General features: G+C 73.7%; 14 protein-coding genes. 8 read left to right on the top strand and 6 right to left on the bottom strand.

Going from position 1 to position 14693, the window contains the following annotated elements; all coding sequences use genetic code 11:
* Nucleotides 1–6: 6 nt before the first annotated feature.
* Both lipB and J4G33_RS02255 read right to left on the bottom strand, forming a co-directional pair.
* Nucleotides 7–714, bottom strand: coding sequence for a lipoyl(octanoyl) transferase LipB (gene lipB, locus J4G33_RS02260; protein WP_208054248.1), 708 nt, complete (start codon nucleotides 712–714; stop codon nucleotides 7–9).
* Nucleotides 715–723: 9 nt separating this feature from the next.
* Complete coding sequence (locus tag J4G33_RS02255) at nucleotides 724–1275, bottom strand: MarR family winged helix-turn-helix transcriptional regulator (RefSeq protein WP_208054247.1); 552 nt, start codon at nucleotides 1273–1275, stop codon at nucleotides 724–726.
* A 93-nt stretch (nucleotides 1276–1368) separates the two neighbouring features.
* Between J4G33_RS02255 and J4G33_RS02250 the strand changes: the two genes are divergently transcribed.
* The 3 genes from J4G33_RS02250 to J4G33_RS02240 all read left to right on the top strand — a co-directional run bounded on the left by J4G33_RS02250 (nucleotide 1369) and on the right by J4G33_RS02240 (nucleotide 6205).
* The gene (locus J4G33_RS02250) at nucleotides 1369–3528 is read left to right on the top strand and encodes an MMPL family transporter (protein WP_307793683.1); all 2160 of its coding nucleotides are present in this window, start codon (nucleotides 1369–1371) and stop codon (nucleotides 3526–3528) included.
* Nucleotides 3504–4535, top strand: a complete 1032-nt coding sequence (locus tag J4G33_RS02245) for a Gfo/Idh/MocA family protein (protein WP_208054245.1) — start codon at nucleotides 3504–3506, stop codon at nucleotides 4533–4535. The genes J4G33_RS02250 and J4G33_RS02245 overlap by 25 nt, the downstream gene beginning before the upstream one ends.
* Nucleotides 4536–4633: 98 nt before the next feature.
* On the top strand, nucleotides 4634–6205 hold the full coding sequence (locus J4G33_RS02240; RefSeq protein ID WP_208054244.1) for a protein kinase domain-containing protein: 1572 nt from the start codon (nucleotides 4634–4636) through the stop codon (nucleotides 6203–6205).
* Here J4G33_RS02240 and J4G33_RS02235 read toward each other — a convergent pair.
* From J4G33_RS02235 to lpdA, 3 genes are all read right to left on the bottom strand, one after another.
* Entirely contained in the window at nucleotides 6180–7082 is a 903-nt protein-coding gene (locus J4G33_RS02235) for a TIGR01777 family oxidoreductase (RefSeq protein ID WP_208054243.1), read from the bottom strand. The genes J4G33_RS02240 and J4G33_RS02235 overlap by 26 nt on opposite strands.
* 160 nt (nucleotides 7083–7242) lie before the next feature.
* A complete protein-coding gene (sucB, locus tag J4G33_RS02230) occupies nucleotides 7243–9075 on the bottom strand; it encodes a 2-oxoglutarate dehydrogenase, E2 component, dihydrolipoamide succinyltransferase (protein ID WP_208054242.1) in 1833 nt (610 codons plus the stop codon).
* A gap of 24 nt (nucleotides 9076–9099) precedes the next feature.
* Nucleotides 9100–10482: a dihydrolipoyl dehydrogenase gene (gene lpdA / locus J4G33_RS02225; RefSeq protein ID WP_307793682.1), complete on the bottom strand. Its 1383-nt coding sequence runs from the start codon at nucleotides 10480–10482 to the stop codon at nucleotides 9100–9102.
* A 238-nt stretch (nucleotides 10483–10720) separates the two neighbouring features.
* On the opposite strand from lpdA, the gene J4G33_RS02220 reads away from it, so the two are divergent.
* Nucleotides 10721–11059, top strand: a complete 339-nt coding sequence (locus J4G33_RS02220) for an oxidoreductase (RefSeq protein ID WP_208054241.1) — start codon at nucleotides 10721–10723, stop codon at nucleotides 11057–11059.
* Nucleotides 11060–11104: 45 nt separating this feature from the next.
* Here J4G33_RS02220 and J4G33_RS02215 read toward each other — a convergent pair whose 3' ends face one another.
* Nucleotides 11105–12577 carry a leucyl aminopeptidase gene (locus J4G33_RS02215; protein WP_208054240.1) on the bottom strand — a complete coding sequence of 491 codons (1473 nt, stop codon included), beginning with the start codon at nucleotides 12575–12577 and terminating at the stop codon, nucleotides 11105–11107.
* Between the two features lie 86 nt (nucleotides 12578–12663).
* On the opposite strand from J4G33_RS02215, the gene J4G33_RS02210 reads away from it, so the two are divergent.
* From J4G33_RS02210 to J4G33_RS02195, 4 genes are read left to right on the top strand one after another with little or no spacing between them, the layout of a single operon-like run.
* The gene (locus J4G33_RS02210) at nucleotides 12664–13023 is read left to right on the top strand and encodes a hypothetical protein (protein ID WP_208054239.1); all 360 of its coding nucleotides are present in this window, start codon (nucleotides 12664–12666) and stop codon (nucleotides 13021–13023) included.
* On the top strand, nucleotides 13020–13433 hold the full coding sequence (locus J4G33_RS02205) for a hypothetical protein (protein WP_208054238.1): 414 nt from the start codon (nucleotides 13020–13022) through the stop codon (nucleotides 13431–13433). Before J4G33_RS02210 ends, J4G33_RS02205 begins: the two co-directional genes overlap by 4 nt.
* A gap of 10 nt (nucleotides 13434–13443) precedes the next feature.
* Nucleotides 13444–14472, top strand: a complete 1029-nt coding sequence (locus J4G33_RS02200; protein ID WP_208054237.1) for a quinone-dependent dihydroorotate dehydrogenase — start codon at nucleotides 13444–13446, stop codon at nucleotides 14470–14472.
* On the top strand, nucleotides 14469–14690 hold the full coding sequence (locus tag J4G33_RS02195; protein WP_208054236.1) for a hypothetical protein: 222 nt from the start codon (nucleotides 14469–14471) through the stop codon (nucleotides 14688–14690). Before J4G33_RS02200 ends, J4G33_RS02195 begins: the two co-directional genes overlap by 4 nt.
* Nucleotides 14691–14693: the final 3 nt, after the last annotated feature.

The following is a 14693-nucleotide window of genomic DNA, read 5'->3' as shown; positions in this document are numbered from 1 at the left end:
ATCACCCTACGTCAGCGTGAGGTGCGCGTCAGGGCCGGGCGACGTGCCCCTGGTCTGGGGGCCGACCAGCAGCAGCGGGGCGAGGGCGTCGCCCAGGTGGGCACGGAGGACTGGCTCGACCTCCTCGATCGTGACCTCGCGCCCCAGCTCGGCCGTGAGGGAGGTGACGTCGGCGTCGGTGATGCCGCAGGGCACGATCCGCCCGAAGGGGCCGAGGTCGGGGCGGCAGTTGAGGGCGAGGCCGTGCATGGTCACCCCGCGCGCGACGCGCACCCCGATCGCCGCGACCTTGCGCTCGCGCCGTGCCCCGGGCCCGCCCTCGGCCCCGAGCCAGACCCCTGACCGCCCCTCCACGCGCTGGGTGGGCAGCCCGAGCTCGGCGCAGGTGTCCATCACCGCCTGCTCGAGGGCCCGGACGTAGGCGACGACGTCGACCGGCTCGGCCAGCCGCACGACCGGGTAGGCCACCAGCTGGCCCGGCCCGTGCCAGGTGATGCGCCCGCCGCGGTCGACGTCCACCACGGGGGTGCCGTCGGTGGGGCGGTCCCAGCTCGCGGTGCGGCGGCCTGCGGTGTAGACGCTCTCGTGCTCGACCAGGAGCACCGTGTCGGGGGCGCGGCCCGCCACGACGGCGGCGTGCAGCTCGCGCTGCTGGTGCCAGACCGGTGCGTACTCGGTCAGGCGCCCGCCCTGCCGCAGGTCCACGAACTCCATGGCAGCACGCTACTCGTCGTCGGCGGGCCCGTCCTCGGCCGGGCCGGAGGCAGGGCCCTGCGCACCCCGGGCACGCTGAGCGTGCTCGGCCTCCACCTCGGCGAGGACGGGGTCCCCGGGGTGGGGTCGGGCGGTCATCATCTGCATGAGCAGCCCGCGGAGCTGGGCGACCTGCGCGGGCTCGAGCCCGCGCACGCTCATCTCCTCGGCGAGCCGGGCGTCCCCCGCCTCGGCGAGCGCGGTCCTGCCGGCGGCTGTGAGCACGACCTCGTAGCGACGGCGGTCGGCGGAGTGTGCGCGTCGCTCGATGTACCCCGAGCGTTCCAGGCGCGCCAGGACCCGGCTCATGGTCTGCTCGGTCACCGAGGACGCGGCGGCGAGCTCGCGCTGCGACCGCGGCCCCCGGGCCAGCATGAAGAGCACCGGCAGACTGGCGTGGTTGAGGTCCCAGAGGGCGAGGTGGGCGTTCCAGTCGCGCTCGATCCGGCGCGCGACGGCGGAGACCAGGCGGCCCGTGGGCCACTGGTCGGTGCCGGATCGGCCGTCCCGCTGCTTCGTCAAAGGTCGTCCTCGCTGCCAGGTTGTGCCAGCAGGCTAGAGGGGTTCATGATACTCAGCATGCTGAGTAATGGGAGTGGTGCCCGTCGAGGTGCCGTGCGCGGCCTGGGTGTGCTGGGAGTCCTCGTCGTCTGGCTGGCCCTCGCCGGCCTGGGTGGGAGCTCGATGGGCATGCTCTCCGAGGTCCAGGAGAACGATGCCGCGTCCTTCCTGCCCGAGGGGGCCGAGTCCACGCAGGCCTCGCAGGCCCAGCGAGACTTCGTCCAGGACGCGAGCCTGCCCGCCGTCGTCGTCGTCGAGGGGGAGGGGGAGCTCACCGCGGACCAGCTCTCGCAGGTCGAGGCCTTCGCCGAGGGCATCCCGGCCATCGAGCTCGGCGAGGGCCTCACCATCGGGGACCTGCTGCTCGCCCCCGTCGTGCCCGTCCCCTCCGAGGACGGCGAGGCCGTGCTCGTGGCGGTGGCCCTCGACGCCGACCGGGCCAACGAGCAGGTCGGCGAGGAGCGCGTGGTCAACGAGGTCGTCGCCGAGCTGCGCGCGGCTGCCTCCGACCAGCTCGGCCAGGACGGGCTCGAGGCCTGGGTGACCGGTCCCGCCGGAGCCATCGCCGACCTCGTCGAAGCCTTCGGAGGGATCGACGGTCTGCTGCTGGGTGTCGCACTCGTCGTGGTCTTCGTCATCCTCGTCCTCGTCTACCGCTCTCCGCTGCTGCCCTTCGCCGTCCTCCTCACCTCCGTCTTCGGCCTCGCGGCGGCGGCCTTCGCCGTCTACCAGCTCGCCAAGGCCGGGGCCGTGGTCCTCAACGGGCAGAGCCAGGGGATCCTCTTCATCCTCGTCGTCGGAGCGGCGACCGACTACTCGCTGCTCATCGTGGCCCGGTACCGCGAGGAGCTCCGACGCGTCGAGTCCCCGCACACCGCCATGCGACGCGCCCTGCGCGCCTCGATCGCACCCATCTCCGCGAGCGCAGGGACCGTGATCGCCGGCCTGCTCTGCCTGCTCCTGTCCGACCTCACGTCCAACTCGAGCCTCGGGCCCGTCGCGGCGATCGGCATCGTCGGGGCCTTCCTCGCCGCGACCACCCTGCTCCCGGCCCTGCTCCTGGTGGGCGGCCGACGCAGCCGGGCGGTCTTCTGGCCGCGGGTTCCCCGCCCCACGGACGCCCCGCTCGACCAGCACGAGAGCCTCGCCGACCTCGAGGCCCGCTCGGGGGTCTGGGGCCGGGTCTCGAGGGTCGTCGGCCGTCGACCGCGTCGGGTCTGGGTCCTCACGACCGTCGCGCTCCTGGGCGCCGCGGCCTTCCTGCCGACCTTCCAGGCCAGCGGCACGAGCGAGAGCGACATCTTCCTCACCGAGGTCGAGTCCGTCGCGGGGGAGGAGGTGCTCGCCGAGCACTTCGACGCGGGGCAGGTCCAGCCCGTGGTCGTCATCGCCCCGGCCGCCGACCTCACCGACCTCACCGAGGCGATCGGCGAGATCGAGGGCGTCATCGCGGCTGCACCCCTCACCGAGGCAGGACCCCCCGGGGCCCCCTCCGACCCGCAGGCCCCGCCGGTCGAGGTCGACGGTCGCGTGCAGATCGAGGCCGTCACCGCGGTGAGTGCCGACAGCCAGGAGGCCCTCGACGTCGTCCAGGAGGTGAGGGCCGTGGCCCACGACCTCTCGCCCGAGGCGCTGGTCGGGGGCGCCGCCGCCGAGAGGCTCGACACCCAGGTGACCAGCGCCCGCGACCTTCGCGTCATCGTTCCTGCCGTGCTCGCGGTGATCCTCGTGGTCCTCGTCGGACTGCTCAGGTCCGTCGTGGCCCCGGTGCTCATCCTGCTGGCGAACCTGCTCTCCCTCGGGGCGACCATCGGCATCGCGGCCCTGGTGTTCAACCACGTCCTCGACATGCCCGGGGCCGACGCCTCGGTGCCCCTGTACGCCTTCGTCTTCCTCGTGGCCCTCGGCATCGACTACTCGATCTTCCTCATGACCCGGGTCCGGGAGGAGTCCCTGGTGCACGGCACCCGCGACGGCGTGCGACGAGGGCTCTCGGTCACCGGAGGGGTCATCACCAGTGCGGGCGTGGTGCTCGCCGCGACCTTCGGTGCGCTCGCGGTGCTCCCGCTGCTCTTCCTGGTCCAGCTGGCCTTCCTCGTGTCGCTCGGCGTGCTGATCGACACGCTGATCGTGCGCACGCTGCTGGTCCCAGGTCTCGTCCACGACCTGGGTCGGGCATCCTGGTGGCCATGGCACACGAAGATCACGAGCTGAGCCTCCGCGTTGGGGTCGTCGGGTACGGCGACGCCGGTCGTGGGATCCATGGACGTCTGCTGCGGGAGGCCGGTCACCGGGTGACCGACGTCGTCACCCGCGACCCGGCCCGTATCGCGGCCGCAGGCGAGGACTGGCCAGGGGTCCGGGTGCACCCGGACCTCGCGGGCCTGCTGGGCAGAGGGGACGAGCTCGACCTCGTGGTGGTGGCCTCACCCACCGGGCGGCACGTCGAGAACGCCCTCGAGGTCGTCGCCGCGGGCCGACCCCTCGTGGTGGACAAGCCGCTCGGGCTCGACGCCGACGGAGCAGGGACCGTGCTGCGGGCTGCCCAGGAGGCCGGGGTGCCGCTCACCGTCTTCCAGAACCGCCGGTGGGACTCCGAGCAGCGCACCCTGCGGCGCCTCCTGGACGAGGGGTCCCTGGGCACCGTGCACCGGTTCGAGCGGCGCTGGGAGCGGTGGCGCCCGGTGCCCAAGGACCGGTGGAAGGAGAACGCCGTCGGTGACGGCGGGGGACTGCTGCTGGATCTCGGAGCCCACCTCGTCGACTCGGCGACCGATCTGTTCGGCCCGGTGACCAGCGTCTACGCCGAGCTGCGCGCGCTGACGACCCCCACCGAGGACGACGTCTTCCTGGCCCTCGAGCACGCGGGCGGCACCCTGAGCCACCTGTGGGCCGGTGGGGTGGTCGGCGCGCCCGGGCCACGGACGCGGGTCCTGGGCAGCGCGGGCGCCTACCTGGTGACGAGCTTCGAGGGAGAGCCCACCCCCTTCGCGCAGCTCGACCCGGGGCCCGACCACGAGGGGTGGCTGGTGCACGGGGAGGACCGCGAGCCCGTGCGTCGCGCACCAGGCACCCACGCCGACTACTACCGCGCTGTGGCCGAGTGGGTGTTGTCCGGTGGACCGGTGCCCGTCGACCCCGCCGATGCGGTCCGCACCGCGGCCGTGCTCGACCTCGCGCGACGCAGCGCCACCGAGGGCCGTCGCCTCTCCGTCGACTGAGGCTCGTGTCTGGCCAGATGACCGACCCTCGCGGTGCTGCTCCGACCGAGCCTGTGGACAACCTCGGCGAGCCAGCTTGGTGATGGTGCGATGGGCAGGTGATCACCTCGGTCCCCCTCGAACCCGGACGACCTGTGCCGGGAGCCGCCCGCACCTCGGCCCCAGGGGCGTGCGCCGTACCCCCAGAGCTACCCGTCCGTCTCGCGGAGCACGGCCTCGTCCTGCTCGGGGCCGGTCCCGCGCCGGAGCGCGGATGGCGCGCCCGGGACCTCGACGGCAGGACCCTGGTCGTCTCCCTGCTCCGGGTCGGCTCCGAGGGGCGGGCCGCGCGGGCCCGCGAACGCGTCGAACGCCTGCGGGCCGTCGACTCCTCGCACGTGGCCACGGTCCGCACGGCTGTCGAGATCGCCCCCGGCCTCCTCGCGGTCCCCTACGAGGAGGTGCCCGGGGTCGACCTGCGCCGTCTCCGCGGCCAGCGGGGACGCTGGTCGGTCGGCGAGGTCGTCTCGGTGGTCGCTCCCCTGGCGGAGGCGGTCGCAGCGATGCACCGTCGTGGCCTCGTGCACGGCGACGTCTCCCCGGGCAACGTCGTCATCACCCCCGACGGGTCACCCGTGCTGATCGACCTGCTCTCCGGCGCCGACCCCGAGGAGGAGGGCACCCCCGGCTTCGTCGCCCCCGAGCGGGTCCACGGTGCCGGACCAGCGGGGGACGTCCACGCCCTCGCCCTCATCGGCCTCCAGCTCCTGGCCATCGACGAGCTCGACACCCAGGGTGCGCCGCCTGACCCGTGGGCCGCAGCCCGCGGCAGCCTGGTCGAGGTGCTGCGCCAGGCGACGACCCAGGATCCGGCAGGCCGTCCTGCGCCCGGTGACCTCGCGCGCAGGATCGTCGAGGTGGCCCCCGCGAGCCCGGTGCGGCCGCGCGTGCTCCTGGCCGACACGCCCGCTGGGGCGGGAACTGCCGTCGAGGAGACTGTGCGCCGGGAGAGGGCCGTGCGGGGCCGGCACCGTCGGCCGGGACGGCTGCGCACCCCCGCGCTGGGCGCCACGTTGGTGGGCTGCCTCATGGTCTGCTCGATCGTCGTCGGTGCCAGCGCTGCCCGTGACGAGGAGATGGTGACCGGCAGCGGGGCGCAGGCCGTGCCGGGGGCAGCGACGACCGCCGGGGCGGTCCTCGGCGCAGGAGCGCCGACGGACCAGGGGGCCGGAGCGGTCGGGGACGGGGGCGAGGGCGCCGTCTCGACGCCGGCCTCCGGTCCCCAGACGTCCGTGCCGCGGGGACCGGTCGTCGTGGACCCGGTGGGCGCCGCGGTCGAGCTGACCCAGCGCCGGGTCGCCGCCCTTGCCGAGGGGGACACCCGGGCCCTCGCGATGGTCACCGTCCCGGGGTCCCCGGCCTCCGAGGCTGACGCGAGGACGTACTCCGGCCTGGCGGCTGCGGGGATCTTCGACGGCGAGGGGCGCCTGGACGCCGAGGTCGAGGTCATGGCGGCCCACCCGGCTCCCAGCTGCTGCGCCGGGGACGGGCGGACCGCTCAGGTACGGGTCCGCGCGCGGACCGTCACCGCCGGGGCGGTTCCAGGGTCGGTCGAGCCGACGACGGTGGTGCTCCGTCTCCAGCGGTCGGCCGCAGGGTGGCGGGTCAGCGAGGTGCTGGCCGGCGCGTGACCCAGGCGGCGGCGGAGGCGAGGTCGGGGTGCTCGTGCTCGAAGCCGTGGGCCGTGAGGGCGGCGGGCAGCGCGCGTTGCGAGGAGAGGATGTCGTCGGCGAACTCACCGAGGGCGATCCGGAGCGCCAGGCGTGGCACAGGCACCACGGCTGGGCGACGCAGGGCGCGAGCCACGGCGCGGATGATCTCGCGCTGAGGGGCGGGGGAGGGGGCCGTGAGGTTGACCGGTCCCGAGACCTCGGTCCCGAGGAGGTGCTCGATCGCGCGTACCTGGTCGGCGAGGGTGATCCAGGGCCAGTAGTTGTCCCCGCGGCCGAGCGGCCCGCCCACACCGAGGCGGATGAGGGGAAGGAGTCGCCCGAAGGAGCCACCGCTGCGAGACATCACGATGCCCGTCCGCAGGTGGGCGACACGCACGCCGGCTGCCTCCGCCGGGGCCGTGGCGTCCTCCCAGGCCTGCACGACGTCGACGAGGAAGCCCTCTCCCGGAGCCGAGCCCTCGGTGAGGAATGCGTCCCCGCGGTCGCCGTAGTAGCCCACGGCCGACCCCTGCAGGAGCACCCGCGGGCCGCCGTCCATGTCGGCCAGGGTGCGGGACAGCAGCGCGGTCGGCGCGGTGCGGGAGGCCAGGATCGTCCGTCGGTACTGCGCGGTCCAGCGTGCGTCGCCCAGGCCGGCGCCACCCAGGTTGACGACGGCCTGCGCGTCGCGGAGCTCCTCCGGGTCCAGGACGCCCGCGTCAGGGTCCCAGGAGATCTCCCGGGAGCATCGCGCGGGGCGGCGCACCAGCCGTCGCACCTGGTGCCCGTGGGCGGCGAGGTGCTCGACGAGGGCCGTGCCGATCAGACCGTGCGAGCCCGCGATGATCACCTGCATGGCCTCACCGTAAGGGATGGGGCCTCACCCGGCGAGGGGCCGTCGCGGTGCGGGCGCCCCCCGGCCGAGGACGGGTCAGGCCCGGGCCCCTGAGGGACCCGGGCCCGACCCGGCTGACGCGTCTAGGTGCGACGCGGTGCTCGTCATGCGGTGCTGCTGCTCAGAGGCCGACCTCGGACTCGAAGTCCGCCTCTTCGATGCGCTTCTTGACGGCCATGAGGTACCGCGAGGCATCGGCCCCGTCGACCAGGCGGTGGTCGTAGGACAGCGACAGGTAGCACATCGACCGGATGGCGATGTAGTCCTGGCCGTACTCGTCGGTCGCGACGACAGGACGCTTGACGATCGCGCCGGTGCCGAGGATGGCCGAGGTCCCGCCGGGGACGATCGGGGTGTCGATGAGAGCCCCGCCCGACCCGGTGTTGGTCACCGTGAAGGTCGCCCCGCTCAGGTCGTCCGGCGTCGCCTTGTTGTCCCGCGTCCGGGAGGCGAGGTCGGCGATCTTGCGTGCGATCCCGGCCAGGTTGAGGTCTCCGGCGTCGCGGATCACGGGCACGAGCAGGCCACGCTCCGTGTCGACCGCGATGCCGACGTTCTCCTGACCGTGGTAGGTGATCTCCTTGCCCTCGAGCACACCGTTGACCTTGGGGTGGGCCTTGAGCGCCTCGGTCGCCGCGAGCACGAAGAACGGCAGGAAGGTGAGGTTGACGCCCTCACGAGCCTTGAAGTCGTTCTTCGCCTGGGTGCGCAGCTTGGCGACAGCGGTCACGTCGACCTCGACCACGGTGGTGAGCTGGGCCATGCTGTGCAGCGCGTCGACCATGCGCTCGGCGATGATCTGGCGCAGGCGGCTGGCCTTCTCGGTGGTGCCGCGCAGCGGCGAGACCTCGGCCTTGCGCTCGGTGGCCTCGGGAGCAGCCGGGGTCTCCGCAGCAGGGGCGCTCTTCTGCTTCTCAGCCGCTGCCTTCTCGGCCGCCTCGAGCACGTCCTCCTTGCGGATGCGCCCGCCGACCCCGGTGCCGGTGAGCCCGTCGAGGTCCACCCCCTTCTCCGCTGCGAGCTTGCGCACCAGAGGGGTGAGGTAGCCACCGGCACGCGCCGCGCCGCCGGCCGCCGAGGTGTCCTGCGCCTCACGGTCGCCGGTCTGACCCGGCGCGGTGGTGCTCGAGGCCTCGGGCGAGGGCTGAGGCTCCTGGACCGGCTGCTCCTGCTGCGCCGGCTCCTCAGGAGCCGCCGTGCTCTGGGTGGAGGCCTGCTCCGGGGACGTGCTCTCGGGCTCAGGCTCGGGCGCCTTCTCCGCCTGGGCAGGTTCGCCGCCGCTCGACGCCGAGCCGCCGATCCGCGCGAGGGCGGTGCCGACCTCGACGGTCTCGTCCTCCTCGACGAGGATCTCGGTGAGGGTCCCCGCGAAGGGGGAGGGGATCTCGGTGTCGACCTTGTCGGTCGAGACCTCGAGCAGGGGCTCGTCGACCTCCACCTGGTCACCGACCTGCTTGAGCCAGCGGGTGACGGTGCCTTCGGTCACGCTCTCGCCGAGCGCCGGCATCTCGACCTGCTCGCCGCCGCCCTGCGAGCCCTCGGCCGGGGCCGCGGACTCCTGGGGGGCGTCCGGTGCCTCGTCGGACTGCTCTGCGGGGGCCTCGGTCACCTCCTCGGGAACCTGGGGCTCCTCGGTGGCGGGCTCCTCGGCGGGTGCCTCCTCGGCCGGTGCCTCCTCGGCCTTGGCCGGGGCGTCACCTGAGCCGCCGGCCTCGTCGGCGGAGCCGATGGTGGCCAGCGCGGTGCCGACCTCGACCGTGTCGTCCTCCTCGACGAGGATCTCGGTGAGGGTCCCCGCGAAGGGGGAGGGGATCTCGGTGTCGACCTTGTCGGTCGAGACCTCGAGCAGGGGCTCGTCGACCTCCACCTGGTCACCGACCTGCTTGAGCCAGCGGGTGACGGTGCCTTCGGTCACGCTCTCGCCGAGCGCCGGCATCTGCACGGAGTCAGACATGACCTCGCGCCTCCTTCGGTGGGGTCAGTTGTGGGCGTGCAAGGGCTTGCCGGCGAGGGCCATGAAGGCCTCGCCGAGTGCTTCGTTCTGCGTCGGGTGCGCGTGCACCAACGACGCCACGTCCTCCGGGTACGCGTCCCAGTTGACGACCAGCTGCCCCTCGGCGATGAGCTCGCCGACGCGGGAACCGATCATGTGGACGCCCAGGACCGGGCCGTCCTTCTGGCGGACCAGCTTGACGAAGCCCGCCGTCCCGAGGATCTGGCTCTTGCCGTTGCCCCCCAGGTTGTACTCGAGGGTCTCGACCGCGTCGTCCCCGTGCTCCTTCTTGGCGGCGGCCTCGGTCAGGCCGACCGAGGCGACCTCGGGCTCGGAGTAGGTGACGCGAGGGATGCCGGACTCGATGATCGGAGCGGGGGACAGGCCCGCGATCTCCTCGGCGACGAAGATGCCCTGGGCGAAGCCGCGGTGCGCGAGCTGGAGCCCGGGGACGATGTCGCCGACCGCGTAGATGTTGCCGACGCCGGTGTGGAGCCGCTCGTTCGTCGTCACGAACCCACGGTCGAGGGTGACGCCCTGCTCCTCGTAGCCCAGGCCCTCGGTGCGCGGACCGCGACCGACGGACACCAGCAGCAGGTCGGCGTCGAAGGTCTTGCCGTCCTCCAGGGTGACGTGCACGCCGTCGTCGTCCTGCGTGACGCCCTGGAAGCGGACGCCGGTCGAGAAGGCGATGCCGCGCTTGCGGTACGCCCGCTCGAAGGCCTTGGAGATGACGGGCTCCTCGTTCGGGACGAGGTTGGGCAGTGCCTCGATGATGGTGACGTCGACTCCGAAGGACTTCCACACGCTCGCGAACTCGGAGCCGATCACCCCGCCGCCGAGGACGATCGCCGAGGAGGGCACGTGGTCGAGCTCGAGGGCGCCGTCCGAGGTGATGACCCGGCCGCCGATCTCCAGGCCCGGGAGGGTGCGTGAGTAGGAACCGGTCGCGAGGACCACGTGGCGGCCCTGGTAGCGCTGGCCGTCGACCTCGACGGTGTCCTGGGCGACGAGCTTGCCGTAGCCCTCGACGAAGGTGACGCCGTGGGCCTTCACCAGGCCCTGGAGCCCCTTGTACAGGCGGCCGATCACGCCGTCCTTGTAGGAGTTGACCCCGGCCATGTCGATGCCCTCGAGGGAGGCCTTGACGCCGAACTTCTCGCTCTCGCGGGTCGAGTCGGCGACCTCGGCCGCGTGCAGCAGGGCCTTGGTCGGGATGCAGCCGTTGTGCAGGCAGGTGCCGCCGAGCTTGCCGGCCTCGACGAGGGCGACGCTCAGGCCGAGCTCGGTCGCGCGCAGAGCGGTGGCGTAGCCGCCACTCCCTCCGCCCAGGACCACGATGTCGTAGACGGTGGGGCTGTCAGCCACGATAAGACTCTCCTCGGACGGTGGTGGCGCGTGTCGGCGCGTCGGGCTCTCGTGCCATCTTGTCATCACCGGCGCGAGAGCGTGAACAGGAGACGATCGCGGCGCGTGTGACGCTCGCAACTATTCATCCCATGACTCGGTGCGGCTGGCCCGGGCGGCCCTCGCGCAGCGCGTCACCGCGCCTGACGCCGCGTCGGCCGCTGCCGGGCCCGGGTCCGTGGCGCCGTACGCTAAGGGGATGGGACTGTTCCGCCGGCGACGTGCCGCCCCGACGCCCGACGGCGCGCCCGTGTCGGGACGCCAGGCCCGTGAGGCCGCCGTCGAGCACATGGCCGAGTTCGTGCGCACCCGCGTCGGCGTGGAGGCGTACCTCGAGCCGGTCACCAACGTGACGCAGGCGACCGTCGTGCTCATCGCGACCACGGGTGAGTGGACCCGCCGCCGCGTCCCCGACGAGCGCGCGGCCCGGGCCATCGCGAAGGACCTGGGCATCCCTGTCTACGACGTGCAGCTCACCGGGTACCCGCAGCGCATGCGGGACTGGAACTCGCGCCAGCGCGCCCGTCGCTCGAGCTGAGCCCGAGCGACGGGCGGCGTCGCGACGCGCGAGAGCCGCGGGGCCTCAGGGTGTGGTCGGTGCCTCGAGCAGCTGCAGCAGGGTCCTGACGGCGACACCCGTGCCGCCGACCGGGGTGTACCCGTGGGCCCCACCGTCGTTGAACGCCGGGCCGGCGATGTCCAGGTGCGCCCACGGCGTCTCGCCCACGAACTCCCGCAGGAAGAGCCCGGCGACGAGCATGCCGCCCATCCGGTCCCCGATGTTGGCGAGGTCGGCCACCTTGGAGTCCAGGCTCGCCCGGAGCTCCTCGGGCAGCGGCATCGCCCAGAACTGCTCACCCGCGTCGCCTGCGGCCTCGACGACGGCGTCACGCAGCTCCTCGGTGCCCATGACGGCGCCGACCCGCGTGCCGAGGGCCACCACCTGAGCCCCGGTGAGGGTCGCGACGTCGATGACGGCGTCGGGGCTCTCCTCGCAGGCCGCGACGAGCCCGTCGGCGAGCACGAGCCGTCCCTCGGCGTCGGTGTTGAGGACCTCGACCGTCGTGCCGCCGCGCTGGGTGATGACGTCCGACGGGCGCTGGGCGCTGCCCGAGGGCATGTTCTCCGCGAGGCAGAGCCACGCGGTGACCTTGACCGGGAGCTCGAGGGCTGCCGCGGCCAGGACGGTGTGCAGCACCGCCGCGGCCCCGGCCATGTCGGACTTCATCGCCTCCATGCCCTTGGCGGGCTTGATGGACAGGCCGCCCGAGTCGAAGGTGATCCCCTTGCCGACCAGGGCGACCGACCGCTTGGCTCGCGCTGGGGCCCAGGTGAGCTTGACCAGGCGCGGGGGGCGGGTCGACCCCTGCCCGACGCCGACCAGGCCGCCGTAGCCACCGGCCGCCAGGGCCTTCTCGTCCAGGACGGTGACCTTGACCTTGGTGCCCTTGGCGAGGGCCTTGGCGTGGTCGGCGAAGGCGCCGGGGAACAGGTCGAGCGGCGCGGCGTTGACCAGGTCGCGGGTCCCGTGCACGGCCTCGGCGAGGATCGCGGCCCGGGCCACGGCCTTCTTGGCCGCGGCTTCGCGGGCGCGGGGGGTCACCAGGTCGATGCGGGTGACCGGCTGGCTCTCGCTGCTGCGGTAGCGGGTGTAGGCGTAGGCGCCGAGCAGGGCTCCCTCGGCGACCGCGGCGACCTGCTGGGCGTCCTCGGCGGGCAGGGCCAGGCCCACGGCGCCCACCCCGGTCAGGCCGCGGGTCGCGGCACCTGCCGCGCGGCGCAGGGCCTCGGGAGCGAGCGGCCGACCGGCCTCGCCCACGCCGACCAGCGCGACGACGGGGGCGCGGAGCTCGCCGTGGCTCGGCAGGCGGTGCAGAGAGTCCGCAGCACCGGTCAGGCCCAGGCCCTGAGCCGCGGCCACGAGCTCGCGGGCGGTCGTGGGCGGGAGGGCGTCGCCGAGCACCTCGATCCCCGAGGCGGTCCGCGCGACGGCCACGACCACCACGTCGACGTCGAGGCGGGCAGGGTCCTTGGATGTCAGGTTCAGGGAGGTCACCGCACGATGCTAACGGGCGGGACCCACGGCCGAGGATGGGCACCGGTCGGGCCGAGGTGGTCCTGCGGGGGTCGTATCCTCGCGGGGTGTGGATCCCTCTCCTCCTGCTCGTCGGCCTCCTGTGCCTCGGCCTGGCGGCCTGGGCCGGATGGCGGGCGCTGACCGACCGACCGGTGATCCTGCGGCAGCTCCTGGCGGGTGCCGTGATCGAGGCGGTCCTGGTGGTCCAGGTGGTGCTGGGCCTCGTGGTGACGGCTGCGGGGGACGGGCCCGACGACCCCGTCACGTACTGGGGCTACCTGGTGACCACGCTCTTCGTGCTGCCCGTCGCCGCGGTCTGGGCCTTCACCGAGCGCACCCGGTGGAGCTCGGTCGTGCTGGTGGTCGCGACCGTCACGGTGGCCTTCCTGCAGTACCGCCTGCTCCAGGTCTGGGTGGGCCCGTGAGCGGGCCACGGGTGACCTCCGGGGCTGGTCGGGCCCTCGTCGCGGTCTACGGCCTGCTCGCCGTGGCTGCCACGGCCCGCTCGCTCGTGCAGGTCCTGCGGGACCTCGACCGCGCCCCCGTCGCCTATCTCCTCTCGGCCTTCGCCGCTCTCGTGTACGTCGTCGCGACCCTGGCCCTCGCGCGGACGGGCCCCCGGGCGCGACGGGTGGCCTGGGTCGCTGTCACGATCGAGATGGTCGGTGTGGTGGTCGTCGGCACGCTCTCGCTCCTGGTTCCTTCGCTGTTCCCCGAGCCGACCGTGTGGTCGACCTTCGGCGCTGGCTACGGCTTCGTGCCGCTGGTGCTGCCGGGGCTGGGGCTGCTCTGGCTGCGCCGGACGTCCTCCGTCCCCGCCGAGCCGCGGCGATAGGTTGGCGCACGTGTACCGCCTCCTCTTCACCCACGTCCTGCGACGCATCGACCCCGAGCGCGCCGATCACCTGGGGTTCGCGGCGATCCGTGCGGCGGCGGTCGTGCCGGGGGTCCGGCACCTGCTGGCACGCCGGTGCGCCCCGCCCACGGGGGGAGAGGTCGAGGTCTTCGGGCGACGGTTGCCTGGTCGGTTCGGGCTCGCGGCGGGCTTCGACAAGGACGGGGTCGGTGTCCGCGGGCTCACGACCCTCGGGTTCGCCTTCGTCGAGGTCGGCACGATCACGGCGCACGCCCAGCCCGGCAACCCTCGACCTCGTCTGTGGCGGGTGCTCGACGAGCGCGCCGTCCGCAACCGGATGGGCTTCAACAACGCCGGGGCGGCCGTGGCAGCGGCGCGCCTGCGGGGCCTGCGCGGGACGGGGTGGGGCCGCGACGTCGTGCTGGGGGTCAACATCGGCAAGACCAAGGTCACCCCGGACGCCGAGGCCGCGAGCGACTACGCGACCAGCGCCGCGCTGCTCGCTCCCGTGGCCGACTACCTGGTGGTCAACGTCTCCTCGCCCAACACCCCGGGTCTGCGCGCCCTGCAGTCGGTCGAGCACCTGCGTCCCATCCTCGAGGCGGTCCGCGCCGCGGCGGACGGGGCGACGCCGCGCCACCGGCACGTCCCGCTCCTGGTGAAGATCGCCCCTGACCTCCAGGACCGGGAGATAGACGACGTGGCGGACCTGGTCACCGAGCTCGGGCTCGACGGCGTCGTCGCGGTGAACACCACCATCGACCACGACCACGGCGAGGGCGGCCTGTCCGGGCCGCCGCTCCTGGCACGGGGACTGGAGGTGACACGCCGCCTCCGGGACCGGCTCGGGCCGACCCCGACCCTGATCGGTGTGGGTGGCGTGACCTCCGGGCGGGATGCGCAGGCCTACCTCGACGCCGGGGCCGACCTCGTCCAGGGCTACACCGGCCTGGTCTACGAGGGTCCGTTCTGGGCCGCGCACGTGCACCGTGCCCTGGTCTCGGGAGCCACCCCGTGACCCGGCCGCAGTGGGGCTGGGCCTTCCTGGACGACGACGGCTCCGAGCTCGACCGGCCGCTGAGCCCGGCCTTCACGAGCCGTTTCGACGCCGAGTCCTGGCTCGGGGAGCACTGGCGGCGCCTGGTGGACGAGGATGTCCGCACGGCCAGGCTGCAGCACCAGGGCGCGGCCGTCGCCAGCCCGGTGGCGTTGGTGCCCGGACCGCGCCACGGATAGGCC

Source organism: Actinotalea soli (genome assembly GCF_017565425.1).
Classification (GTDB): Bacteria; Actinomycetota; Actinomycetes; order Actinomycetales; family Cellulomonadaceae; genus Actinotalea; species Actinotalea soli.
The sequence above is the reverse complement of the archived record's forward strand: the minus strand, read 5'-3'. Positions and strand labels throughout refer to the sequence as shown.

Bases quoted from the DNA above. Each gene is read 5' to 3' on its own strand.
- lipB (WP_208054248.1), bottom strand. From the start codon at position 714: ATGGAGTTCGTGGACCTGCGGCAGGGCGGGCGCCTGACCGAGTACGCA.
- J4G33_RS02245 (WP_208054245.1), top strand. From the start codon at position 3,504: ATGGCACACGAAGATCACGAGCTGAGCCTCCGCGTTGGGGTCGTCGGG.
- J4G33_RS02235 (WP_208054243.1), bottom strand. From the start codon at position 7,082: ATGCAGGTGATCATCGCGGGCTCGCACGGTCTGATCGGCACGGCCCTC.
- sucB (WP_208054242.1), bottom strand. From the start codon at position 9,075: ATGTCTGACTCCGTGCAGATGCCGGCGCTCGGCGAGAGCGTGACCGAA.
- J4G33_RS02220 (WP_208054241.1), top strand. From the start codon at position 10,721: ATGGGACTGTTCCGCCGGCGACGTGCCGCCCCGACGCCCGACGGCGCG.